Origin of the sequence: Veillonella ratti (assembly GCF_003992115.1) — a bacterium.
GTDB classification, from domain to species: Bacteria; Bacillota; Negativicutes; order Veillonellales; family Veillonellaceae; genus Veillonella_A; species Veillonella_A ratti.
Genome location: NZ_RQUX01000001.1, coordinates 14,265 through 38,992, shown reverse-complemented (window position 1 = coordinate 38,992; position 24,728 = coordinate 14,265). Strand labels below are relative to the sequence as shown.

Annotated in this window: 30 protein-coding genes; 21 read left to right on the top strand and 9 right to left on the bottom strand. The window is 45.4% G+C overall.

Annotation, left to right across the window (positions count from 1 at the left end; genetic code table 11):
• Nucleotide 1: 1 nt before the first annotated feature.
• The 17 genes from EO124_RS00205 (at nt 2) to EO124_RS10250 (ending at nt 12,910) form a co-directional block, all read left to right on the top strand.
• A complete protein-coding gene (locus EO124_RS00205; RefSeq protein WP_021842301.1) occupies nt 2–685 on the top strand; it encodes a propanediol/glycerol family dehydratase medium subunit in 684 nt (227 codons plus the stop codon).
• Nucleotides 686–695: 10 nt separating this feature from the next.
• Entirely contained in the window at nt 696–1,211 is a 516-nt protein-coding gene (locus EO124_RS00200; protein WP_127057810.1) for a diol dehydratase small subunit, read from the top strand.
• An 18-nt stretch (nt 1,212–1,229) separates the two neighbouring features.
• On the top strand, nt 1,230–3,056 hold the full coding sequence (locus EO124_RS00195; RefSeq protein ID WP_021842299.1) for a diol dehydratase reactivase subunit alpha: 1,827 nt from the start codon (nt 1,230–1,232) through the stop codon (nt 3,054–3,056).
• Nucleotides 3,057–3,059: 3 nt separating this feature from the next.
• On the top strand, nt 3,060–3,437 hold the full coding sequence (locus tag EO124_RS00190; RefSeq protein WP_021842298.1) for a glycerol dehydratase reactivase beta/small subunit family protein: 378 nt from the start codon (nt 3,060–3,062) through the stop codon (nt 3,435–3,437).
• Nucleotides 3,434–4,165 (top strand): BMC domain-containing protein, encoded by a 732-nt coding sequence (locus tag EO124_RS10360; protein ID WP_127057808.1) that lies wholly within the window; start codon nt 3,434–3,436, stop codon nt 4,163–4,165. Before EO124_RS00190 ends, EO124_RS10360 begins: the two co-directional genes overlap by 4 nt.
• Nucleotides 4,166–4,237: 72 nt before the next feature.
• Entirely contained in the window at nt 4,238–4,507 is a 270-nt protein-coding gene (pduA, locus tag EO124_RS00180; RefSeq protein WP_006555510.1) for a propanediol utilization microcompartment protein PduA, read from the top strand.
• 76 nt (nt 4,508–4,583) lie between these two features.
• Nucleotides 4,584–5,207, top strand: coding sequence for a phosphate propanoyltransferase (gene pduL, locus EO124_RS00175; protein ID WP_241230628.1), 624 nt, complete (start codon nt 4,584–4,586; stop codon nt 5,205–5,207).
• A 9-nt stretch (nt 5,208–5,216) separates the two neighbouring features.
• A complete protein-coding gene (eutJ, locus tag EO124_RS00170) occupies nt 5,217–6,059 on the top strand; it encodes an ethanolamine utilization protein EutJ (protein ID WP_127057807.1) in 843 nt (280 codons plus the stop codon).
• Between the two features lie 88 nt (nt 6,060–6,147).
• Nucleotides 6,148–6,639 (top strand): PduM family microcompartment protein, encoded by a 492-nt coding sequence (pduM, locus tag EO124_RS00165; RefSeq protein ID WP_127057806.1) that lies wholly within the window; start codon nt 6,148–6,150, stop codon nt 6,637–6,639.
• Nucleotides 6,626–6,898 (top strand): EutN/CcmL family microcompartment protein, encoded by a 273-nt coding sequence (locus tag EO124_RS00160; protein ID WP_006555514.1) that lies wholly within the window; start codon nt 6,626–6,628, stop codon nt 6,896–6,898. The genes pduM and EO124_RS00160 overlap by 14 nt, the downstream gene beginning before the upstream one ends.
• Before the next feature lie 10 nt (nt 6,899–6,908).
• On the top strand, nt 6,909–7,949 hold the full coding sequence (locus EO124_RS00155; protein ID WP_127057805.1) for a cob(I)yrinic acid a,c-diamide adenosyltransferase: 1,041 nt from the start codon (nt 6,909–6,911) through the stop codon (nt 7,947–7,949).
• Entirely contained in the window at nt 7,939–9,354 is a 1,416-nt protein-coding gene (locus EO124_RS00150; RefSeq protein ID WP_127057804.1) for an aldehyde dehydrogenase family protein, read from the top strand. Before EO124_RS00155 ends, EO124_RS00150 begins: the two co-directional genes overlap by 11 nt.
• A 9-nt stretch (nt 9,355–9,363) precedes the next feature.
• The gene (locus EO124_RS00145; RefSeq protein ID WP_127057803.1) at nt 9,364–10,485 is read left to right on the top strand and encodes a 1-propanol dehydrogenase PduQ; all 1,122 of its coding nucleotides are present in this window, start codon (nt 9,364–9,366) and stop codon (nt 10,483–10,485) included.
• 10 nt (nt 10,486–10,495) lie between these two features.
• Nucleotides 10,496–11,218, top strand: a complete 723-nt coding sequence (locus EO124_RS00140) for an MIP/aquaporin family protein (protein WP_127057802.1) — start codon at nt 10,496–10,498, stop codon at nt 11,216–11,218.
• A gap of 208 nt (nt 11,219–11,426) precedes the next feature.
• The gene (eutS, locus tag EO124_RS00135; protein ID WP_127057801.1) at nt 11,427–11,789 is read left to right on the top strand and encodes an ethanolamine utilization microcompartment protein EutS; all 363 of its coding nucleotides are present in this window, start codon (nt 11,427–11,429) and stop codon (nt 11,787–11,789) included.
• 125 nt (nt 11,790–11,914) lie between these two features.
• A complete protein-coding gene (locus EO124_RS00130) occupies nt 11,915–12,364 on the top strand; it encodes a EutP/PduV family microcompartment system protein (RefSeq protein WP_127057800.1) in 450 nt (149 codons plus the stop codon).
• Between the two features lie 57 nt (nt 12,365–12,421).
• Entirely contained in the window at nt 12,422–12,910 is a 489-nt protein-coding gene (locus EO124_RS10250) for a hypothetical protein (RefSeq protein WP_206512509.1), read from the top strand.
• An 87-nt stretch (nt 12,911–12,997) separates the two neighbouring features.
• On the opposite strand, the gene EO124_RS00120 is transcribed toward EO124_RS10250, so the two are convergent.
• The 9 genes from EO124_RS00120 to EO124_RS00085 form a co-directional block, all read right to left on the bottom strand.
• On the bottom strand, nt 12,998–13,309 hold the full coding sequence (locus EO124_RS00120) for a GNAT family N-acetyltransferase (RefSeq protein ID WP_127057799.1): 312 nt from the start codon (nt 13,307–13,309) through the stop codon (nt 12,998–13,000).
• A 114-nt stretch (nt 13,310–13,423) separates the two neighbouring features.
• Nucleotides 13,424–14,080 carry a molybdenum cofactor guanylyltransferase gene (gene mobA, locus EO124_RS00115; RefSeq protein ID WP_021842283.1) on the bottom strand — a complete coding sequence of 219 codons (657 nt, stop codon included), beginning with the start codon at nt 14,078–14,080 and terminating at the stop codon, nt 13,424–13,426.
• Nucleotides 14,081–14,342: 262 nt separating this feature from the next.
• Entirely contained in the window at nt 14,343–16,043 is a 1,701-nt protein-coding gene (locus EO124_RS00110) for a sensor histidine kinase (RefSeq protein ID WP_127057798.1), read from the bottom strand.
• A complete protein-coding gene (locus EO124_RS10300) occupies nt 16,040–16,489 on the bottom strand; it encodes a winged helix-turn-helix domain-containing protein (protein ID WP_241230626.1) in 450 nt (149 codons plus the stop codon). Before EO124_RS10300 ends, EO124_RS00110 begins: the two co-directional genes overlap by 4 nt.
• Nucleotides 16,486–16,737 (bottom strand): response regulator, encoded by a 252-nt coding sequence (locus tag EO124_RS10295; RefSeq protein WP_241230625.1) that lies wholly within the window; start codon nt 16,735–16,737, stop codon nt 16,486–16,488. The genes EO124_RS10300 and EO124_RS10295 overlap by 4 nt, the downstream gene beginning before the upstream one ends.
• Before the next feature lie 71 nt (nt 16,738–16,808).
• Nucleotides 16,809–17,639 (bottom strand): phosphate ABC transporter ATP-binding protein PstB, encoded by an 831-nt coding sequence (gene pstB, locus EO124_RS00100; RefSeq protein ID WP_021841204.1) that lies wholly within the window; start codon nt 17,637–17,639, stop codon nt 16,809–16,811.
• Nucleotides 17,639–18,541: a phosphate ABC transporter permease PstA gene (pstA, locus tag EO124_RS00095; protein ID WP_127057797.1), complete on the bottom strand. Its 903-nt coding sequence runs from the start codon at nt 18,539–18,541 to the stop codon at nt 17,639–17,641. Before pstA ends, pstB begins: the two co-directional genes overlap by 1 nt.
• Nucleotides 18,528–19,436, bottom strand: a complete 909-nt coding sequence (pstC, locus tag EO124_RS00090; RefSeq protein WP_127057796.1) for a phosphate ABC transporter permease subunit PstC — start codon at nt 19,434–19,436, stop codon at nt 18,528–18,530. The genes pstA and pstC overlap by 14 nt, the downstream gene beginning before the upstream one ends.
• Before the next feature lie 18 nt (nt 19,437–19,454).
• On the bottom strand, nt 19,455–20,330 hold the full coding sequence (locus EO124_RS00085; protein WP_127057795.1) for a phosphate ABC transporter substrate-binding protein: 876 nt from the start codon (nt 20,328–20,330) through the stop codon (nt 19,455–19,457).
• Nucleotides 20,331–20,786: 456 nt separating this feature from the next.
• On the opposite strand from EO124_RS00085, the gene EO124_RS00080 reads away from it, so the two are divergent.
• The 4 genes from EO124_RS00080 to EO124_RS00065 are packed head-to-tail and all read left to right on the top strand — an operon-like array spanning nt 20,787 to nt 24,594.
• Complete coding sequence (locus EO124_RS00080; protein WP_127057925.1) at nt 20,787–21,545, top strand: LamB/YcsF family protein; 759 nt, start codon at nt 20,787–20,789, stop codon at nt 21,543–21,545.
• Nucleotides 21,546–21,574: 29 nt separating this feature from the next.
• Nucleotides 21,575–22,774, top strand: coding sequence for an NRAMP family divalent metal transporter (locus EO124_RS00075; protein WP_127057794.1), 1,200 nt, complete (start codon nt 21,575–21,577; stop codon nt 22,772–22,774).
• A gap of 43 nt (nt 22,775–22,817) precedes the next feature.
• Entirely contained in the window at nt 22,818–23,573 is a 756-nt protein-coding gene (gene pxpB, locus EO124_RS00070) for a 5-oxoprolinase subunit PxpB (protein ID WP_241230623.1), read from the top strand.
• Nucleotides 23,563–24,594 carry a 5-oxoprolinase subunit C family protein gene (locus EO124_RS00065; protein WP_127057793.1) on the top strand — a complete coding sequence of 344 codons (1,032 nt, stop codon included), beginning with the start codon at nt 23,563–23,565 and terminating at the stop codon, nt 24,592–24,594. Before pxpB ends, EO124_RS00065 begins: the two co-directional genes overlap by 11 nt.
• Nucleotides 24,595–24,728 lie beyond the last annotated feature (134 nt).

Below are 24,728 nucleotides of genomic sequence, written 5' to 3'. Positions count from 1 at the left end.
TATGGCTGAAGTTAATGAGCAAGTTTTACGCGCACTGATTATGGAAGTGCTTAAAGAAATGGGTAGCGCCAGCAAGCCTGTTACTTTTGCCGGTTCCTCCGAAACGGCGGCTCCGGCTCGTCCTAAAGAAGAGGACGTAGATGATACTTGGATTCAGACCGGTGGCCCGGCTGAAGCCCATACATCGCCTGATGAAGTGGTTATCGCTGTAGGTCCTGCATTTGGTCGCAGCCAACGCACTACTATCGTAGGCGTACCACATCGCAATGTAATCCGTCAACTCGTTGCCGGTATTGAAGAAGAAGGCTTAAAAGCTCGTGTAGTTCGTGTATATCGTTCATCCGACGTAGCAGCTGTAGCTGTTGAAGGCGACCGTTTATCCGGTTCCGGCGTTTGCATCGGTATTCAATCCAAGGGTACTACGGTAATTCACCAACGTGATTTACAACCATTATCCAACTTGGAATTATTCCCACAAGCACCATTGCTTACGGAAGAAGTATACCGCGCCATCGGCAAAAACGCAGCTAAATACGCTAAGGGAGAATCCCCTAATCCGGTAGCTACGCTTAACGATCAAATGGCACGCCCTAAATATCAAGCGTTGTCAGCCCTTTTACACATTAAGGAAACAAAACGAGTGGTTAAAGGTAAACCGGCTGATGAATGCCGCGTAAGCCTATAAGGAGGCCTTTATGAGTCAAGATATGGAAGCGATGATTCGCAAAATTTTAGAAGATATGCAAAAGGGAACCCCTTCTCCGGTAAGTGCAGTAGCTCAGTCAAGCACAACTGAACGCGTTGCTACGGTAGCGGATTACCCAATTGCTAAAAAACATCCTGAATGGATCAAAGTAGGCAATCGTTCCTTAGATGATATTACCTTGGATGCCGTTATGAGCGGTCAGGTTTCTATGGATGATATGCGTATCAGCCCTGAAATCTTAAAAGCACAAGGTCAAATCGCTAAAGCCGGCGGTCGCGATCAGATTGAATACAACTTCTCCCGCGCTGCTGAAATGACTAAAGTAGGCGATAAACGCTTATTGGAAATGTACAATGCCCTTCGTCCATACCGTTCCTCCAAACAGGAATTATTGGCTATGGCTGATGAACTTGAAAAAGAATACGGTGCTGTAATTTGCGCTGAATTCGTTCGTGAAGCGGCTGAAAACTATGAAAAACGTAAGAAATTGAAAGGTGATAACTAAGAGTTAGGAGTTTTGTGTATGAAGCGAGTCGTTGGTATTGATATAGGTAATTCCACAACAGAATCAGCGTTAGCGGAAATCCACGAGTCCGGTGAAGTTCGTTTTCTCGGATCGGCGATTGCCAATACGACCGGGATCAAAGGAACTAAGGATAATATTCAAGGACTCTTTGAATCGCTTCGTCAACTGGTTGCCAAAACGGGCCTGTCCCTTAAGGACATCGATTTAATTCGTATCAATGAAGCTACCCCGGTTATTGGCGATGTGGCGATGGAGACGATTACAGAAACGATTATTACCGAATCAACCATGATTGGGCATAATCCGAAAACTCCGGGCGGTCTTGGTATCGGTGTGGGCTATACGGCTCATATCCTACAATTGCTGGATAAGCCTATGTCGGATGACTATATCGTAGTCGTACCGAAAGAAATAGATTTTCAGCTTGTAGCCGAATTGATTAATGCGTATGTAACAAAAGGCTATCGCATCAAAGGAGCTATCTTGCAGGCCGATGACGGCGTGCTCGTAGCCAACCGTTTGCAACAGCCGATTCCGATTATTGATGAAGTAGCCTATGTCGATAAAGTACCGCTTGGTATGTTGGCTGCAGTGGAAGTAGTAGAACCGGGTAAAGTAATTTCCCAATTGTCTAATCCTTACGGTATTGCTACAGTTTTCAACTTGACAGCGGATGAGACCAAGAACATAGTACCTATCGCCAGAGCGCTTATCGGCAATCGTTCGGCGGTGGTTATTAAAACCCCTGCCGGGGATGTCAAAGAACGTGTAATCCCTGCCGGTTCCATTGTGGCATCCGGTGACGGACGTACCGTATCCATCGATATTTCAGCAGGTGCCGAACAGATTATGGCTACCCTTGGACAAGTGTCCCACATCGACAATGTATGCGGTGAAGCGGGCACGAATGTGGGCGGTATGCTGGAACGAGTTCGTCAGACTATGGCGGACTTAACCAATAAATCACCAAATGATGTTTTTATTGAAGATTTACTGGCAGTAGATACATCAGTACCGATTAATGTGAAAGGCGGCCTTGCCGGTGAGTTCTCTATGGAACAGGCCGTGGGCATTGCCTCTATGGTTAAATCGGACCATTTACAGATGGAAATTATTGCCAAAGAAGTAGAACGGGAGCTTAAAATCCCTGTAGAAATCGGCGGTCAGGAAGCTGAATCGGCTATTCTCGGGGCTTTGACTACACCGGGTACGGAAACGCCGTTGGCAATTCTGGACCTCGGGGCAGGCTCTACCGATGCTTCGATTATGTCACCTGACGGACGGGTTACGGCTATTCACTTAGCCGGAGCCGGCAATATGGTAACAATGTTGATTAACTCTGAATTGGGACTGGAAGATATCCATTTAGCTGAAAGCATTAAGAAATTCCCATTAGCCAAAGTAATCAGTGTGTATCATATCCGCCATGAAGACGGCAATGTGCAGTTTTTTAAAGATCCGTTACCGGCCGATTTATTCGCCAAGACGGTAATTGTAACCGACGAAGGACTCGTACCTATCGAAGGGGATCAATCAATGGAAAAAATCAAGATTGTTCGTCAAACTGCGAAGGAACGTGTTTTTGTAACCAATTCCCTGCGAGCCTTACGGGCTGTAAGCCCAACGCACAATGTGCGTGATATTCCTTTCGTAGTTATTGTAGGCGGTTCGGCTTTGGACTTTGAAGTGCCGCAGCTCGTAACGGATGCGTTGTCTCATTATAATTTGGTAGCCGGGCGCGGCAATGTGCGCGGCACCGAAGGGGCACGTAATGCGGTGGCCACCGGCTTGATTCTATCATATGCCAAAGAGCGGAGGGGATAAATTATGGAGGTTATCATTGCACCTAAACCGACCATTATGATTTATCACCACCCCAATGTATCAGTGGAAACTATTCAGGATCTCTTGTTCGGTATTGAAGAAGAAGGCATTCCGTATAGCTTAGAGGCACGTGCTGCAAGCGATGATATATTGCTTATGGCTGATGAAGCCTCTCATGCATCGGCCTTATCCGTAGGAGTAGGCTGCAGTGCTGATACTTTGGTGTTAAGTTATAAAAACTTACCGCCTCATCAATTTATATATCGTTTGCGTAATTATAAACAAGCAAAACAAACTATGCGAGCGTTAGGGGCCAATGCAGCTCGCCTGGTAAAAGGCAATCCTTTTAAAACCGACCCCGGATTGGAGGTGGCATTTTGAAAGAAGCATTAGGACTCTTGGAAGTAGCTGGCCTCGCAGCAGCCATCAAAGCGGCTGACGTGATGGTGAAAGCAGCTAATGTAACGATTTTGAACGTAGAAAAAGCACGTGGCGGCGGTTGGATGACCGTTAAAGTAACCGGTGATGTAGGCGCGGTTCAGGCAGCTGTACAAGCCGGGGTAGCCCAAGCTAAACAAGAACGTCATTACATTGCTCATAAAGTAATTCCAAGACCGGCTGAAGGCATTGACGCAATGCTATTAAGCGGTGGCGGTAAACCGGTATTGAACCCTCAGGCAACGGAAGTTGTGAAGGAAGACATACCGACTCCCGCTGAAAAAAACGAAGCAAAACCGGTAGCAGCTACTAAAGTAGCGGCACCTGCTAAGGCACCGGCCAAAACTGAGGCTAATACAACAGCTTCTACGGCTAAACCGGTGAAGCGTACACCGGCTAAAGCAACCGAAGCGGCTAAACCGGCTGAAACTGCTAAAGCAGAACCGGTAAAAGCAGCAACTTCGACGGCGACAAAAGCGTCGGCTAAAGCGGCCGAACCGGTTAAACCGGTTGAAACTGCCAAAACTGAGGCGTCTGACACAAAACCAACCGCAACAACCAAGGCGGCACCTTCCGTTGATACAACGAAAGAAGCCTTGCTGAAGGTTGTAAAACCAACGCCAAAGAAACGGCCGAGTCGAGCTAAAACAACTACAAAACCAAAAGAATAACCCAAAAGGTAAGCACTTTGGTTGAAACACAAGATTTACAGATAAGCAGGATCCATTAAAGGAGGATTTATAATGAATAATGCATTAGGCATGGTAGAAACAAAAGGTTTAGTAGGCGCTATTGAAGCAGCTGATGCTATGGTAAAAGCAGCTAACGTAACATTGACCGGTTATGAAAAAATCGGTTCCGGTTTGGTAACTGTAATGGTTCGTGGTGATGTAGGCGCTGTTAAAGCCGCTGTAGATGCAGGCTGTGCAGCAGCTGCTAAAGTGGGCGAAGTTGTATCCACTCATGTAATTCCACGCCCTCATAGCGATGTAGAAAGCATCTTGGTTAAATAATAAGATCATTGCTTTTTATAAAATACTTGAATTAGTAACACTGATTACAGATTAACTAATTAGCAAAGGATAACCTATGATGGATAAAGATGCTTTAAAAGAGCTGATTCGCCAGATTATCCAAGATGTGCAGACGCCGGAAATCCCAATTGGGATTTCCAATCGTCACATTCATCTCAGTCAAGCCGATTATGACCGTTTATTCCCTCATGTGACCTTACAGTCCAAGAAACAATTGAAACAACCCGGTGAATTTGCGGCTGAACAAGTGGTAACTATTGTGGGGCCAAAGAATGAAATTGGTAAAGTTCGTTTATTAGGACCGCTTCGCAAAGCATCGCAAGTGGAAATTTCACAAACTGATGCTCGTATGCTGGGCGTAAAACCACTGATTGTGTTATCCGGTCAGCTTGATAAAGCGGTGCCGATTACCTTAAAAACGGAATTCGCTCAAATTACGATTCCTTGCTGTATCATCGCCAAGCGTCACATCCATGTGAATGCCGATGATGCGCCAAAATTGGGTGTAAATAATGGCGATACCGTAAAGGTACGAGTTGCGACACCGGAACGAACGACTGTTTTCGAAGATGTTATCATTCGCGTTTCCCCTGATTATGTGACGGAAATGCATTTAGATACGGACGAGGCGAATGCGGCACAAGTGGATGCTCATACGATGGCGAAAATAGTACGGTAGGAGGCAAGTATGCGCAGTATTGAAGAAGTAAATCAACTATTGGCCGCTTTTAATCAATGCGTTGAGGAAGGAGCGACACGCACAATTTCAGAAAAGGAAGCTGATACCTTACGGGTCGGCGTCGATCTTGGCACATCGTCCATCGTCCTTGCCGTAGTTGATGCAGGCGGTCAACCGGTATACGGTGCTTTTGAATACGCGCAGGCCGTTAGAGACGGCTTAGTGGTAGATTATGTGGGGGCAGTTACCATAACTCGGCGTTTAAAAGCAAAAGCCGAAGCGGAACTGGGTTGCTCCTTAACGAAGGCCGCAGCGGCCGTACCGCCCGGTACTTTAGGCAAAAACAAAGACGTAGTAAGTCATGTCCTTGAAGGCGCTGATTTTGAAGTAACCGCCATATATGATGAACCGACGGCAGCCGCCTTGGTTCTTGATATGGTAAATGGTGCTGTAGTCGATGTGGGCGGCGGCACGACGGGAATTACCGTGATTAAACGGCGCAAAGTGAGTTACACCGCCGATGAACCGACCGGTGGCTCGCATATGACGCTTGTGCTGAGCGGTAACTATGGAATTTCCCAAGCGGATGCGGAACTTCTCAAGCGAGATCATTCAAGAGAACGGGAAGTGTATCCGGTAATTCGTCCGGTAGTCGAAAAAATGGCCACCATAACCAATAAAGCCTTGACGGACGGGGCCTATCGTAAGAACGGTCCGGTATATGTCGTAGGCGGTGCCACTAATTTTACCGATTTTGCTGATACCTTTGAGAAAGTCATCGGACGGGAGGTTATAAAGCCTCTATATCCGGAATTTGTAACCCCTTTAGGAATTGCTCTTGGCAGTGTATAACTCAAATGTGGATTTCATGGCTAAGGTGAAGTGCTGATAGAGTTAAAAAAACATTGCTACAGGCAATTTTACAGGGAATGAGGTAGTTATGGACGAAATTATTGCAGCAGTACTCAAACGCTTGCAGGCGCGAATGGAAAGCCGAGGACAGGTGGATTTGGCTCACGACGGCAAGCTTGAGGAACGTACCTTGCTGCATCATCAACGGGTAACGGTTACGGGCGTAACCCAAACGCAACTGAATGAACTGACGGAGCGAGCCGAAGGACCTTTGGTAAACTGGTTTGATCAGGCAGTCGCCTACGGTTGTGACATGACAGTGGTTACCGCCATGTGCGCCAACCAACAGTGGGATCCGGCGATGATACTAAAATGGCCCTTTACCTTTACGGATAAACAGGGCCGCAGGGTATACAGTTTCAAAGAGCGCATCATTAGTGCGTCGGCGATTCGTACCTGCAACAAAGAGTCCGTTATACTAATATTTCGTGGTCAGCGATTTACCACTCTCGGGCTTGATGAATTGCGCGACCGCCACCTTGTATGTGTAGAAGGGACGAAACGATATGCAGACTGGTAGAGTAATAGGCAGTATTGTATCGACACAAAAACACGAGTCCTTAGTGGGCTTGAAGTTGATGATTATACAATACGTTGACGGCAATCAGGAACCGTTACCTTCGTATGAAGTGGCGGCGGACACTGTGAGTGCCGGGATTGGTGAATACGTATTATTGACCCGCGGTTCTTCTGCTCGCCATGTATTCGGCGACGGACAGGACATCAATAGCGCTGTTGATTGCGCTATCGTAGGTATTATAGACAGTTTTGATAAATAGGAGGCCCACCATGGCTATTTACACAAAAACGGGCGATAAGGGCACGACGGGACTGTTTGACGGTACTCGCGTTGCTAAAAACTCGGAACGGGTCAACACCTATGGCACCCTTGATGAGTTGAATGCGCACTTAAGTGTGTGTGAAAAATTGGTGCGGTATCCGGAAACAAAACAAATTTTACATAATTTACAAGGCCTGTTATTTAGACTTTGCGCGGAAGTAGCGACGATGGACCAAGCTAAACTAACACAGTACAGCACCCTCATTAGTGAGGCGGATATAAAAGAGCTGGAATCAATCATCGACCGCTATACGCAATTGTTGCCACCGCTCACAAGTTTTATATATCAAGGCAATAACTTAGCAGCTGCTGAGCTTCACGTGGCCCGTACCGTTTGCAGACGGGCAGAACGAAAACTCAACGGTTTGCGGCAGGGCGAACCGGTTAGACCGACAGCGTTGGCGTTTGTAAACCGGTTGTCTGACTGCATCTATACGCTGGCGCGTATGGAAGATTTCATGTTCTATGTGGACGAAGTATCATCAAAGGTTATGGCAAAATTGGGAGAAGCCGCAGAAGCGTCTTCGCCGGCTAAGAGCCATACCGAGAATGCCGCTAAGTCCATGAATGAAGAAGAACGACTGCGTCGTATGGCCATGTGTTTGCTCGAAGGGGCGACAGCTAAAAGCGAAGCTATGGGCGTACCGGTTGTCATTACCGTAGTGGATGTACACGGTAACCCGGTCCTCACGTATCGTATGGCGGACGCTTTGCTCGTAAGTACTGACATTTCGGCCGGCAAAGCCTATACGGCAGTGGCTCTTAAATGTAAGACCGAAGCTTTGAAAGAAATCACTCAGCCCGGGGCTGATTTATATCAAATTGAATCCATGGTATCCAGGCCTTTAGTTACATTTGGCGGCGGCTTTCCGCTGACGCAAAACGGTAAGCTCATAGGTGGCTTAGGTATTAGTGGGGGGACAGTCGCTGAAGATGTGACTATCGGAGAATATGCAATGGATTATATGGAGGCAAAGTATGGAAAATAAACAAGAGTTAGAACGCATGATTCGCTCTATGGTTATGAATATTATGAACGGTACCGATACCGGCGCTGCGGCTACGGAAGGTGCCTTACCTGATGAACCGGGCGTATTCAGCACTGTAAATGCAGCCGTAGCAGCCGCTAAACAGGCACAAATTCAATTCGAAGAATGCACCTTGGCTACACGCGGTAAGGCTATTGAAGCGATTCGTCAGAGCATGCGTCCGTTGGTTAATAAATTAGCGCAGATGACCTATGACGAAACCGGTATGGGTCGCGTAGCGGATAAGATCATTAAATTGAATCTTACTCTCGACAAAACACCGGGGGTAGAAGACTTGGTAACGGAATGTGAAACCGGTGATAACGGGATGACTTTATACGAATTATCCCCTTACGGCGTTATCGGGGCAGTTACACCAAGTACTAACCCAAGTGAAACTTTGATTTGTAATGCTATCGGCATGTTAGCGGCAGGCAACGCGATTTTCTTCAGCGTTCATCCGGGTGCTAAAAAATTATCCCGTTGGCTCGTAAGCGAACTTAATAAAATTGTAGCTGATGCTATCGGTATTAATAACTTAATCGTTACCATCGCAGAACCGTCCATTGAAGCGGCTCAGGAAATGATGGTACATCCGGATATTCCTTTATTGGTTGTAACCGGTGGCCCGGGCGTTGTACATCAGGCATTGTGCAGCGGTAAAAAAGTAATCGGCGCCGGTGCCGGCAATCCGCCTGCATTCGTTGATGAAACAGCCAATATTCGTCAGGCTGCTCAGGATATCGTAATGGGGGCCAGCTTTGATAATAATATCCTCTGCATTGCAGAAAAAAGCGTGGTAGCCGTTCGTTCTATCGCCGACGAATTGATTGAAGAAATGAAAAAGGCCGGTGCGGTTCTTATCGAAAGAGAAGATCAAATCCAAAAATTATTGGATATTACCTTGCAGAAAAACTGCACACCAAGCCGGAAATATGTAGGCCGCAATGCTGCCGTAATCTTGCGTGATGCAGGTATTGAAGTAGACGGCGATCCTCGCCTCATCATCATGAAAACCGACAAACATCATCCGTTTGCTACGATTGAAATGTTGATGCCGATTTTACCGATTGTAACAGTAGAAAACTTCGAAGACGGTTTGGCAACTTGCTTATTCTTAGAAGCCGGTTTACATCATACGGCAACTATGCATTCGCTTAACTTGGAACGCCTTAACAAAATGGCACGCGCTATGAAAACGTCCATTTTTGTTAAAAACGGTCCGTCCTATGCCGGTCTCGGTTACAACGGTGAAGGGACTACAACTTTTACGATTGCTACACCAACCGGCGAAGCAACTACATCGGCCCGTCACTTCGCACGTCGCCGTCGTTGTTGCTTAACTACAGGCTTCCAAATTCGTTAGGAGGCAGCTATGAATCAATGGACATTTCCTACTAAAATCTTTGCCGGCCATGATTCCCTCTTACGATTGAAGCAATTTCGGCAAGAGCGGATCTTGGTCGTGTGTGATCCGTTTTTAGAAGGAACAGAAAACTTAAACTATATTTTGAATGAGCTCCGCCCACAGAACGAGGTGAGCATTTATACGGACGTTGTGCCGGATCCGCCTATCAGCCATGTGGTTAAAGGGGTGGAATTCATTCAGAAAATACAACCTACAGTAGTAATTGCCATTGGTGGCGGATCGGCCATCGATTTAACCAAAGCCGTATTGTACTTTGCACGTCATATGGGGTATGGCGGGGTGCGTTATTTTACGGTAATTCCGACCACCAGCGGCACCGGTTCCGAAGTAACGTCATTTGCCGTTATTACGGATCCTACTTCGCAGACGAAATATCCTATATTAGATGAAAGCTTATTGCCGCAAGAAGCGATTTTAACGCCGCTTTTTGTCAAAACGGCACCACCTAAAGTAACGGCCTACAGCGGTATGGACGTATTGGTTCATGCTATTGAAGCCATCGTTTCAACGGGGGCTAATCATTTTACGGATGCGCTCGCCGAAAAAGCCTTGGAGTTGGTATTTGAATACCTGCCTAAGTGTTTTGCGCCGGGAGCGACGGAAGAAGACCGCATGGGGATGCATGAAGCATCCTGTATGGCGGGGCTCGCTTTTAACCGAGCCGGACTCGGTATTACCCACGCCTTAGCTCATCAGCTAGGCGGTCAGTTCCACATCCCTCATGGTTTGGCCAATGCGATGCTTATCGCCAGAGTCGTTATGTTTAACGCCTTCCATTCTGAAAAGGCGTATGAGAAATATGTACAACTTGCAAAGAAGCTCGGCTTTGCAGATAGAGGTACAGATAAGAGAGATGCTTTAGTCGCGTTAGTTAAAGCTATCTTACAACTTGCCCGAACCGTTGAATGTCCGCTCAATATCAGTGCGGCAGCCAACGTTTCGGCACAGGAGGCAAGACAGAAAGTTTCTATTATGGCGGATAAAGCATTGCAAGATATGACCTATCAGACAAATCCATATGCCGCCTCGAAGGACGATCTGGAAAATCTATTATTAATGATCATGTAAGGAGTCGCGTATGGATACACAGATCCTGATTAGTGAGTTTGTTGGCACGGCTGTTTTAATGGCTTTTGGTAGTGGGGTTAACTCTTCGGTTTTATTAAAAAATACGTTGGCGAAAGCGTTTGCGCCGAATTGGATGAGTTTGATTTTTGGGTGGGCCATGGCCGTAACCTTTGCCGTATATATCGGCATAGCGCTCGGTGGCCCGGCTCATTTGAATCCGGCTATTACGATTTCCCTCGCTGCCGGCGGCATTTTCCCGTGGGACCAGGTCTTACCTGTTGTGGCAGCCCAAATGGTGGGCGGCTTCGTTGGTTCCGCGATTACTATGATTCACTATTTCCCTCACTTCAAACAAACCGGCCCGGATGAAGGCAATGTAGTTGGTATTTTTGCCACCGGCCCGATGAGTGATAACCGTTTTATGAACTTATTATCCGAAGTTATTGCTACGTTTATGTTTATGTTGGCAATCCTTTGCCTCGGCAAAATGAGTGACGGTTTATTCCCATTCATCGTTGGTATGTTAGTTGCGTCCATTGGTTTTTCCTTCGGTTCTACCACCGGTTTTGCGCTCAATCCTGCGCGCGATTTTGGCCCTCGCTTGGCTTATGCAATCTTACCGGTACCTAACCGCGGGACTGCCAACTGGGGTTACGCTTGGGTTCCTGTTCTGGGACCTATCATCGGGGCAACCATAGCCGTATTATTTTTCTTGGCTGTTGCGCCTAAATAAGGGTGAGTAATGTTAGGTAATTGCCGCTCGTAAACGAGCAGAGGAGGCTCAGGGTGGTAATTACCTAATGAATCATGAATCATAGCCATTAAATCAAATCAGGAGTCTGAATTATACAGTCGTTTTGAAATGTATTAAGAGACCACGGGAAAACCGTAGTGTCTAAATGAAGCAAGGGACTGAAACTATACGCAGAAAGGACAATATCATGGATTTTTTAGATGCTGTAGAAAATAAACAACGTATTATTCAGGAATTCGTTCCCGGCAAACAGGTTACAATTGCTCATATTATTGCCAATCCAAAACCTGAGTTGTTCCGTAAAATGGGACTCGATGAAAAACAACGCGGTGCTATCGGTATTTTGACGATTACACCGGGTGAAGGTACGATTATTGCCGCTGATATTGCTTCGAAAGCAGCCGGCATTGAACTCGGTTTTGTGGATCGTTTTTCCGGCGCTTTACTGATTACCGGGGATATATCCGGTGTAGAATCAGCTTTAAAAGCGGTAATGGAAGGGTTAGAAAAGATTTTAGGGTTCTTCCCGACTAAAGTTACGCGCACCTGATGAAGAAATTCGTCAGTCATTCATACTAGTGTCAGTTATTTTTAATAGGTATTTGCAGGGAATCTGTAGTATAATAGATGAGGATTCAATGGTATTATAAAGCCTGCAGATTGTGAGGTGAGCAGATGGAACAGGCAGAAAAAGCGTTAAAAACGGTAATTATGGTAGGCCGCACGGAAGTGGGGAAAACCACTCTTGCAAATACGCTGATGTATGGCAGTCCGGAAGCTCGTAAGACACAATCTATAGGTCGTATTGGGTCGATTATCGATACACCCGGTGAATTTGTTGAAAATTCCATATACTATCGGGCTATTTTATTGAATGCCTATGATGCGGACATCGTATTGTTTTTAAATGAAGCTAATGAGAAGGAAAGTATTTTTCCGCCGAATTTTGCCGCTTCGTTTAACAGGGAAGTTATTGGGGTTATTACTAAGACGGATTTAGGGGGCGACGCAGCGAGAGCTCGCAAAAATCTCAAGGAGGCCGGAGTCAGCCGAATTTTTGAAATATCGGTACATGATGCCGAATCCGTAAAGGAATTGCGTGATTATATTTCTCAGGAGCCGTAGCCGTATATTACGGAAACCGGTATAAGACATTAGTAGTGAATATGATGGTGGTAAATTATGAATTTTAAGCAGAATTTAGCAAGTGTATTAGCTGGTGCCTATAAGCTGGATTATCGTTGGCTCCAGATCAAAGACAATGAAATTTTTATCTATAAAGATGTAAAGGACGCAGCCGAAACGCCGTTGGCTTTACATTTTGATCCTGCCTTTAACGAGCAGGTTATCGCCTTGTGCGAGCAAACAGTAGGTTCGATTACCGAACCTATCTTGATTGATACGATTTTACAAGCTCATTGTGCGGCAGAAGCCCATGAAATTTATTACGATGAGAAACTCTATGCCGAAAAAGCGGTGGCTATTCGCCATAAACCGAATGAGTTGACGGCTATTTTAGAAACAGGCGAACGCTATTTATTGACATTAAACGGCGTTGTTAAAACGAATCCGGGCGACTGGGTAATTCGTGGCGTTAACGGGGAAGAATATCCTTGTGATCCGGAAATTTTTAAAATGTTATATGATGTAATGGACGAATCCAAAAAATAATATATTGAATAGGATTCTTAATTATCGAATGCTCAGGCATCGGTCTATTGACCGATGCCTTTTTGTTACATAGATTTATGTATAGGCTTATTTAGTTGTATTTTTTAAGTGCATATATAGCAATGGATATGGATTGCCTTGCTCATCAAGTTCGGTGCGTTTATACACGCTAAACCCCATGTGTTCATAGAACCCTTTAGCTTCCGGATTTTGCTCATTAACGGCGACATGATTGAGTCCGAAGGTATCTATGCAGTATTGAATCAATTGTTTGCCAATGCCTTGGCCACGCATGGTCGGTGCGATAAACAGCATCTCCAAGGTTTGGTCGGCGATACCCATAAAGGCGATAGGCTGTTGATCATCTTCGGCTACAATTAAGTGGGGAATGCCGGTCAAGGCTTCAGGTACATATTAATATTGGATGTATTAATATTTAAACAGAGATACAAAAAAGCCCATAATACAAATGCTTTTGAGCAACGTATTATGGGCTTTGAACTACTTGTTGGTTTATTTTTCCGGATGATGCACGAGTACTTTATCCGTATCGATTTCGTGGATTTTGTGGAAGTATTCTTGGGCGTATTCCAAATCTTCCGGTGTATTGATGTCGATGAAAATATCCGCTTCTAAGGTGTTTTCCTTCAATGGTAATTGTAATAGCGGTACTTCTTTGTAGAAGGAATGAAGTAATTTTTCACCGGCTGCGATTTTTTCTTTCATAATCGGTAAGAGTTTGCGATTATAAATGGCGTGCAAGCAAATATCTTTGCCGTTTAGGATAGGTACTACGACCTGAGCAACGCCTTGGGCTTCTACCATGCGGTCCAATACTACGAGGGAGAGGAACGGCATGTCAACGCCGATGACGAAGAGGTTTTCCGCATCGGTAGCTTCAAAAGCTGTGGCTACGCCGCCTAAGGTATGATGCCCCGGATATTTGTCTTCCACAACAGTGGCGTCTTTTAACGGTTCAAATTTATCGAAAAGGGTCTTATTATCGGTTACAATAATAGGGTCTTTTTCGAAGGAAAAAGCTAACATAGTATAAATAGTTTCAATTAATGTTTGGTCGCCGAATTTGGCAAAAACTTTGTTATAACCCATGCGGGAACTGTTGTGACCCGCTAAGATAACCGGTTGTAAAGTTGCTAAATTTTCATACATAATAATGACCCCCTTTAAAATGTTCCTCTGTATAATAATGATACCATATACGCATAAATGAAATAAAGAAAAATCATGTGAAATTGAAATTCTATAGTATTAATTTTGCATAATACATCTTGATTTAGAGGAGTATATGAGCATAACGTATACTCGAAAAATGAAGTTGAAAATCACTTCCAATTAAGCCTAATAAAACCACAAGGCGTTGACTTTAAATTGCTTTAATTTAAAGTTAACGCCTTAATTGGTTACATAATATTTAGTTGTCGTTGTTTTTGAACCGAAGAATGAAGGTTGTTCCTTCACCCGGTTCACTCTTAACAGCTACGGAACCACTGTGGATTTCCATAATATGTTTTACAAGGGCAAGACCAAGGCCGCTGCCTTCGCGTTTGCTGTTGCGGCTCGGATCGGCCTGATAGAAACGTTCAAAGATACGGGCTTGTTTATCTTTAGGAATGCCGATACCTTCGTCGGTGACGCTGACAACGGTAAAGCTTTCTTTGGAGCAAATATTAACAATAATATGATTATCCAGATTTTTGCTGAATTTAATCGCATTGTCAAAGAGATTGATAAATACTTCTTCAATCAACTTAGGGGAGAGAAGTAAGGATGGGCTTTCACCGGTCATGGCCAAGGTGATATTTTTGCCTTGTCGCTTAGTGGCTAATTGCTGCCAAGCCGAATTAATGACAGAGCGTATTGAGGTTTGTTCAAATAGTACCTCAGATCCTTCGTCTTCAATGCGGGAGAGTTTTAAAATAGTGTCGATTAGTTCCTGCATGTGAAGGGCAGCGGTATGAATATGACCGCCCAGTAGGGTTGCTTCTTCTTTGTTGGGATACATACCCTTAGCAAGAATTTCCGCATAGCCGCTGATGGTAGTAAGCGGTGTTTTTAGTTCGTGTGATACATTTGAGGTAAACTCATGACGGCGCTGTTGCTCTAAATAGCTCTGCGTAATATCAGAGATGATAACGAGCAAGCGACCTTTGTAGCGATCGTCTTCCGTAATGTGGAAGATAATATGAAAATGTTGATTATCTTTGTGAAGCAGGTATTCGCCACCTTGATGCTTACGCATGGCATTAATAACCTGTTTACGCCACTCCACATCATCGGAGAGCAATAATAAGGATTCGCCGTGCAATTCGCTCTTGGCGTTTAAAAACTCTTTTAAGTGTTCATTATATGTAATGATTGTGCCGTCTAATTCAGCCAATAAGAGCCCTTCGTCCATTTCTTCCATAATAGACCGGAGGGTATTTTTTTCGGCTTGTAAACGCAAAATCATAGCTTCCAGTTCGTTTTTTTGAAAAGACAGACGCGATAAGAGCGGTGTAATTTCATTGTACGCCTCGTCAATAACCGGTTTTGTATCGCCGTGCGAGGTCCAGGCTTTTACAATTTCTTCAATCGGATAGATGGCATCAGCCGTCCAACGCCGAGCTAAGAGATAACAACCGCCCGACATGGCCGCAAAGAGCAGGAAGAGCCCCGGTGCGGCGTCTAAGATAACTTTGTAAACGGTAGAACCGTTACGGGATACGCGCAGAATCGAGTTATCCGGTAGACGAATGGCCTCGTAGTAACTGATGGCATGGATGGTGGAGGAGTCACGAATATCACTGCCTTCGCCGTGGAGGATGGCCTGTGATATTTCGGGCCGCTGCAGATGATTATCCATTGAATCCGCATCGTGGACGGAATCGAATAATACTTTTCCTTCGTAGGAAATCCAGGTAATACGTAAGGTATTATTGGTGGATTGGGCAATGGCTTGTAATCGGTCCGGTGTTAATGTGCCTGTAGACGCAATAATTCGACCTTCCGTATAGAGTACGGTGCGAAAATCATGTTTCCAGTTATTGTAGAATAAATAACTGAGAATTACGGTGCTGACTACGAGACTCAACATGCCTAAACCGAACAGGGCACGGAAAAACTTCTGTCTCATATGGTGGCCTCCCAACGATATCCGATGCCGCGGACAGTCTTAAGATGACGGCCGGCATGGCCTAAATGCTGTCTTAAGGTAACAACATGCATGTCAACGGTACGGGATTCGCCTTCATAGGAGAAGCCCCAAACAACTTCCATAATGCGTTCACGGGAAAGGGCAATGCCCGTGTTTTCCATGAAGTAGAGTAAGAGTTCGTATTCTTTGAGGGTTAACGCAATAGGTTGGCCGTCAAGGGTGACGATGCGACTGTCTTTGTCGAGTACTAAATCATCACATGTGAGCACGGATTTCTTAGGTGGCGTTGTCGGACGGGTACGACGCAATAATGCCTTTATACGGGAAACAAGTTCAACGACGCCGAAAGGCTTGGTAATGTAATCATCGGCACCGCCGTCGAGACCTTGCACGACATCAATTTCGGAAGTTTTGGCGGTAATCATAATATCGGCAAATCCTGGGTAGCAGGTTTTTCACGAAGTTTATTTAAGATGGATAAACCGTCTTCACCTTCCAGCATAATGTCGAGCAAGACAAGTTGAGGCCGGCGTTCTTCCAGGGCGTCCCAAAAGGGTCCGCTTGACTCGAAGGTGCCGACCTCAAAGCCCTGCCCGTTTAACACATAGGAGATAAGTCCGCGAATGCTGTCTTCATCTTCTACACAATAAATTAAAGGGTGGGTCTGTTTCATAGCTATCTCCTTATTCTGATAGAAAAAAAGGAACGAACTGCATTGAGTTCGTTCCGGGGAGTTTCCTGTTATCAACCGAAGCGACCGTTAATGTAGTCAGCCGTTTTTGGCTGTGTTGGTTCGGTAAATATAGTCTTTGTTTTATTATATTCTACCAAATCTCCCATTAAGAAGAAAGCGGTTTTATCAGAAATACGAGCAGCTTGTTGCATATTGTGTGTAACAATAACAATTGTGTAGTCTTCTTTTAATTCTAACGCTAATTCTTCGATTTTAGCAGTGGAAATAGGATCGAGCGCACTGGTAGGTTCGTCCATGAGGATTACGTCAGGGCGAGTTGCCAAGGTACGAGCGATGCAAAGACGCTGTTGTTGACCACCGGATAAGCTGATGGCACTTTTGTGTAAGCGGTCTTTTACTTCATTCCACAAGGAAGCTTGGGTCAAGCTTTTTTCAACGATTTCGTCGAGTTCGCTTGCTTTTTTGATGCCTTGTAAACGCGGGCCGAAGGCTACGTTGTCATAAAGGCTTTGTGGGAATGGGTTAGGTTGTTGGAAAACCATGCCTACGCGGTGACGAAGAACGATTGGTTCCATGTCGGCGTAAATATCTTCGCCTTCTAAAAGGATTTTACCTTTAACGGTAACATCACCTTCAAGGTCATTCATGCGGTTTAAGATACGTAAGAAGGTGGATTTACCGCAACCGGAAGGCCCGATTAATGCAGTAATTTCGTTCTTCTTAATGTTCATGTTGATATTTTTTAAGGCATGGAAGGTGCCGTAGTAGAAATCGAGGTTTTCTACTGTAAACGCGTTGCCTACCGCTTGATCGGCTACAGCTTTAGCACCGGCATTTACCAACACTTGCTGATTGGGCATTGCTACTTCAGAAATTTCCATTATTTATTGTCTCCTAGGTTTTTACGATTAAGGTGACGGCTCAAGGCACGAGCACCGATACTGAATGTGAAAACGAGCGCTAAAAGTACGAGAGCACTTAAGTTGGCCATGGCACTTGCATTTGGATCTAAAGATTCACTGCGGGACGCCCAAATTTGAAGGGATAATGTTTCACCGGAACGGAATGGGTTGAACGCATTGGTAGGGGACGTAATGTCCGTGCTGGCCCAATTGATGTCGGTACTCATACCGGCGGTAAACATAAGAGCAGCGGCTTCACCGAATACACGGCCGGCTGCCAAGATAATGCCTGTAATAATAGCCGGGAATGCGGCCGGAATTAATACGCGGCTGATAGTTTGCCATTTGGTAGCACCTAATCCGTAACTACCTTTGGCATAGGATGCCGGTAAGGCGCGTAAGGCGTCTTCTGTAATGGTTGCGATAAGCGGTAAGGTTAAGATGGATACCGTTAATGCACCGGCAAATAAGTTCCATTGGGAGTTGGTCATGATGATGAACACCAAGTAACCGAACAAACCGAGAACGATGGAAGGTAAAGAAGATAAGGTTTCAATAGAGATACGCATAATCTTTTGTGCTTTACCTTTAGTTGCGTATTCCGCCATGTAGATACCGGCACCGATGCCGAGAGGAATACTGATGAGTAAGGCTAAGAACACGAGATAAATCGTATTGAAGAATTGGTTACCGATACCGGTTGGTGAGAATGCTAAGAGCTCAGGTTTGAACTCACTCAAGGCACTCCAGGCAATATGGCCGACAAAACCAACTAACAGTAATAAGGTAGCGCCTGCAAGGATATGCAAACCCAGTGTAACCAAGCGGTCGGTAGATAAAGCCCGTCGACGAGGGCCCGGAATGGCTTTACTTGCTTTCACTTAGGTTGCCTCCTTTAGATGTAATGTAGCGAATGAGTAAAATGAACAATAAGGAAATTACGAATAGGAATAATGCCATGGTCCATAATGCCATATTGTATTCACTGCCTTCCATAGTACCGCCCATATCCGCTGCAATCGCACTGGTTAAGTTAACGGTAGGATCCAATAAGGATTTAGGGAAGGCTTTCATTTTACCGATTACCATGGCTACCGCCAAGGCTTCACCGAAGGCACGAGCTAAGCCGAGTACAACACCGGCCAAGATACCGTGTTTAGCTACCGGTAAAACGATTTTGTAAATTACTTCCCAGCGGGTAGCACCTAAGCCGTAAGCGCCTTGACGGTATGTTTTAGGCACACTGTTAATGGCGTTCATGGTTACAGATGTAATCGTTGGGAAAATCATGATTGCGAGTACAATGGATGCTGCCAATACGGAGAAACCGCTGTCAGCTGTAGTGTACTTCTGAAGGAAAGGTACCAAGATGGTAAGACCTAGCCAACCGTAGATGATTGAAGGAATTCCTACAAAAATTTCAATCACCGGTTGCCAGAAACGACGTCCGACGCTAGGTGTAATTTCCGCCATGTAGATGGCTAACGCAATACTTACAGGCGTTGCCATTAACAAGGCGAGAGCACAGGTAATAAGAGAGCCGACAATATAAATGCCGGCTCCAACGTGGCCGCCGCCGGCAAGCGTGTCGGCGGGCTGCCACTGGGTTGAGAATAGGAATTCTGAAAGACTGTGCCCGTAGATAGTGAAGGTACCGGTACCACGATAGAGGAGGAAGATCCCAATCGCTGCTGTAATAATCAGTAGGAAGAGACCTGCGCCTCTGATAACGTTACGCCATATTCTATCGGCGCGTAAAGTGCTTTCAATGTTCATCTATTATTACCCCTATTTTTACTGTTTAACTTTAGAGGCTACACCGTAACCTTGAGCTTCCAATTTTTTACCATATTCATCAGACATGATGAAGTCTAAGTATGCTTTTTGAAGAGCATCAGGTTGGCCTTTAGTGTACATGTGTTCGAAGCCCCATACTTTGTAAGAACCATTGTAGCTGTTTTCGAGGGTAGGAGCCACGCCGTCGATGGAGATAGCAGTTACGCTGGAGTTATTTAACAAGTAAGGAAGAGCTACATAACCGATAGCGCCAGGAGTGTTGGCGATACTCTGAATTAAAGCACCGGAGTCGTCAGTTTCTAACGATTTGTTGGAAGCTTCTTGGTTTTTGTCAAGAGCAAATTCAGAGAAGAGAGCACGAGTACCGGAAGTAGTAGGACGAGTTACCAATACTACGTTCTGGTCAGGACCGCCAACATCTTTCCAGTTAGTTACTTTACCGGTGAAGATGTCGATCAATTGTTGTTTAGTCAAGTTTGGAACTGCTTTAGCAACGTCTTTGTTCGCTACAGTTGCTACAGTTACGATTGCTACTTTGTGGTCAACGAGTTCAGCTGCTTTTTCTTTGGATAATTTTGTTTCAGCAGGAACGTCGGAGTTACCGATGTTTACAGTGCCGTCGGAAACTTGTTTCAAGCCGGTACCGGAACCGCCACCGTTCAATACGATGGATACATCAGGATGTTTCTTTTTGAATTCAGCCGCAGCATCTTTTGCTAATGGAAGTAAAGCGGAAGAACCGGAAGAAGTGATGGTTCCTTTTAATGCTTGAGAGTTTGCAGGGGCAGAGCTGTCATTGCCACAACCAAGTAAACCGAGTGTTAACACGCTTGCTACTGCCATTGCTGTAAATGCCTTACGTTTGAAGTTCATGATTCAATTGCCTCCTAATTAGAAATGGACGTATTTACCAATTTAGTTTGTACACACAGTATAACTAAGCTGTGTAAAGTTTTTCATGTCCCTCTGTAAAAGTTTTGTAAAATTAATAATAAATGAGAATAAGTTCGATATAGTTTGTCGCAAGGTGGTTCTTATAGGCTTATATAAATAGTTTTTTATTAGATAGGAAATTTGAATGGATTTTGTATGTTTTATTTATGAAGCAAATGTCTTTTATGGACGGAACTCATAAATCCTTTGATTTAAAATGACGATTTTGGGACGTTGAAAGTAGATAATTTCGGTAGATTTGAATTGCACATTCATGATTTAGTGCTATAATTTATTTAAACTATATTCTATAGAAGATTAAAACGACATCTGATGGGGTTATAGAAGCTATGGTTGCAGAAAAAAGAGAAAGGTGTTTAGAAAGGAGCGATTATGATGCGCGTGGATATGAACAGTGATTTAGGTGAAAGTTTCGGTGCGTATACGTTGGGGATGGATGAAGCGGTGCTTACGCATGTAACCAGTGCTAATGTGGCTTGTGGTTGGCATGCCGGGGATCCGTTGATTATGGCGAAGACGGTAGAACTCTGTAAAGCCAAAGGCGTGGCTGTCGGTGCTCATCCGGGTTATCCCGATTTAATGGGATTCGGACGGCGCAACATGACCATTACACCGGCGGAAGCTAGAGCATATATGCTCTATCAGGTAGGGGCTTTGCAGGCTTTTTGTAAAACCGCAGGCGTGCCGCTGCAGCATGTAAAACTTCATGGTGCTTTTTACAATACGGCTTGCGTGGATTCGAAATTAGCGTCCGCTGTATTGGACGGTATAGAAGCGCTGGGTGATGGCATTGCCATTATGGCACTCAGTGGCAGTGTTATGGTTGAGTTGGCCAAAGAACGCAACATTCCGGTTATTCAGGAAGTGTTTGCCGATCGCGGCTATACAGCTAAAGGGACTTTAGTACCGCGCAGTGAACCGGGCGCATTTGTCAAAGATCCGCAAGAAGCGTTGGCCCGTATTTTGCAAATGGTAAAAGAAGGCACCGTAGTGGCTAATACGGGTGAAACCATTCCGATTGTAGCCGATTCCATTTGTGTTCACGGTGATAATCCGGAGGCGGTAGCCTTTACGAAGGAACTTCGGGAAGGGCTCGAAAAAGCGGGTTTAACGGTGGCTAATTTTGTCGGCTAGTGATAAAGAGGTATTAAGGGAGGTTTTCTATGAAGCGAGTTGATGACAATAAAAAAAGTTTGTCCGTTTTAATCGGGGCGGCCTTTTTGATGGCTACATCGGCCATTGGCCCGGGGTTTATGACGCAGACGGCGGCTTTTACGGATCAGTTTAGAGCGGACTTTGCCTTTGTTATTGTGGCATCCGTTGTTTTATCGTATATAGCGCAGCTCAATGTGTGGACCATTATTGCCGTTTCCAAGTTGCGCGGTCAGGATATTGCGAATCGCGTATTGCCGGGACTCGGTTATTTTGTAGCCTTTCTGGTTGCTTTGGGCGGTTTAGCTTTTAACATCGGTAATATCGGTGGGGCCGCTCTTGGGATTAATGTAATGATTGGGCTTGATACAAACATCGCGGCTGTTTTGTCGGCCGTTTTAGGCGTCATTGTCTTTATTTCTCACAAGGCGACCAAAGCTATGGATGCGGTGACCAAATACTTAGGGATTTTAATGCTCTTATTAATTGCCTATGTTACCGTGGTAGCAGCACCGCCGGTTGGGACAGCCATAAAGCATAGTGTGCTGCCGCTAAAATATGAATGGCTTGCTACCATCACTTTACTTGGTGGTACGGTTGGCGGCTACATTACTTTCTCCGGCGGTCATCGTTTGATTGATGCCGGCATAGTAGGTGAGGAAAATTTATCGCAAGTACGTCGTTCCGCCACCCTTGGCATGGGCGTAACAACCTTGGTGCGAGTGCTTTTCTTCTTGGCCGTATTGGGCGTGGTAATGCAGGGCTATACTTTGGATGCAGGCAATCCGGCTGCTGATGCGTTCCGTTTTGCCGCCGGTGAAATCGGCTATCGTATTTTCGGCTTAGTATTCTTCTGTGCCGCCATCACTTCCGTAGTAGGCGCGGCTTACACATCGGTGTCATTTTTAAAAACTTTGTTTAAAACGGTGGGACGCCATGAAAATCTTTGGATTATCGGTTTCATCATTGCGTCGGCGGTTATCTTGGTACTCATCGGCAAGCCGGCTATGCTCCTTATCGTAGCAGGCTCGTTGAACGGCCTTATTTTGCCGGTTACTTTAGCCGTTATGTTGATTGCGGCCAAACGTAAAGACATTATGGGAGAATATAAGCATTCCCCAATATTACTGTGGAGCGGTTGGGCCGTAGTCGCTATTTCCGCGTACATCGGTTATATTTCGTTACAAGGTATTTTGAAATTAATTCAGTAGCTTAAAAATAAACTGGCTACTCATTGATTAGGAGGTGGCGGCATTGATACCTATACAGGAAACATTGCGCTTTGCACCGGTGGGAGATAAAGCGGTGACGGCCGTATTCGGAGATACAATCGATCCGGCCATTAATCGCAGAATTCGTCATACGGTGCAGGCTTTGCAAGTTGAAGTAGGCCATACCATTGAAGAAATGGTACCTACGTATAGTTCGATTTTAGTGATTTATGATCCCCTGAAAAAAGATTATGACGCCATTTGCGATATGATAAGCGCAGCGTCGCAAACAGAGAATGAAACAGCTGCAGCCGACAAGGTAAGGGTCGTAGAGATTCCCACCGTGTATGGCGGCGAGTATGGCATGGATATGGACTTTGTAGCCGAACATGCAGGGCTTACGACGGCAGAAGTCATCAATATTCACAGCGGTACCGATTATTTGGTGTACATGTTGGGATTCATTCCGGGCTTTACCTATCTTGGCGGTATGGATGAACGCATTGCCACACCGCGTCTTACTACGCCGCGCACCCTGATTCCGGCCGGCTCTGTAGGTATTGCGGGGGCACAAACGGGTATGTACCCATCCGATTCGCCGGGCGGCTGGCAAATTATCGGACGCACACCGGTTCGTCTATATGATGGGAACAGTGAAAAACCTACCCTTTTGGAAGCCGGTGATTATGTGCGCTATGTGCCGGTTTCGGAAGAAGAGTTTTTAGATATTAAGGCCCATTTGGCGACCTATGAAGTGAAGACATTTTATTGTAAGGAGAGTGAGCTCCATGGGCGATAATACTTTTACAAAAAACGGGGCCGCTCATGCCTTTCATTTGATTGGCAATCCTCATAGCGGCGTGTCGCCTATGGCGTATTGGCAAATAGAACAGCCGGGCTTTTTTACAACCGTTCAAGACGGCGGTCGGGCGGGCTATCAGCAGTATGGTATGCCGGTAGCCGGGGCCATGGATCAAGAGAGTTATGAGCTGGGGCAACGTTTGGTGGGTAATCCCTTTAATCTGGGCGCTTTGGAATGTACCGTTATGGGGCCTACCTTTACGGTTGTTGAACCCTGTGTAGTAGCCTTTACAGGTGCTTTGATGGGACCTATGGTTAACGATGTGCCGGTGGCGATGAATGAGGCGATTCGCTTACAAACGGGTGATGTAGTATCATCCACATTCAGTACGAATGGCGTACGTATGTATATTGCGGTGCGCGGCGGTTTTAATGTACCTGTAATAAACGACAGTGTGGCTACGCATGTAAAATCAAAGTTGGGCGGCTATGGTGGCAGTCGTTTGCAAAAAGGGCATGTGCTCATACTCGGCGATGAACGAATCGCCACGATCGGGCTTAATCGAGCAGTTTTACCTGATTATACCGTGCCTGTTCAGTATGAAACACCTATGGCACGACGACCTAAGCAGGCAATTCGTATCGTGTTAGGACCTCAGGCGGATAGATTTACGGAAGAAAGCTATGTCATTATGACGAGCGAGCCTTATGAGATTACCGCGGCTTCCGACCGGATGGGTTATCGCTTGGCCGGGGCTAAATTGAATCACATAGACGGTGCGGATATTATTTCCGACGGTGCCGTATTTGGATCGATTCAAGTGCCTGCCGATGGTCAGCCGATTATTTTAATGGCCGACCGCCAGACTACCGGCGGTTATACTAAAATTGCTACGGTTATCACCCCTGATTTGCCGATTTTGGCACAAATGGGACCGGGTGAAACTGTAAAATTTGAAATTGTAACGGTTGCAGAGGCTCAGGCTATTTATAAGAAGTATTGTACCATGTGGCGTTAAACAAGAGACAATATTACGGTCAGCACAGCTGTATTTAACCGTTATATAACGGACCGGAATTCTGCTACAGCTACCCGAAGCCAGATAATTCAGCTAAGCTGTTTTATCTGATTTCGGGTATTTTTGCTATGGTA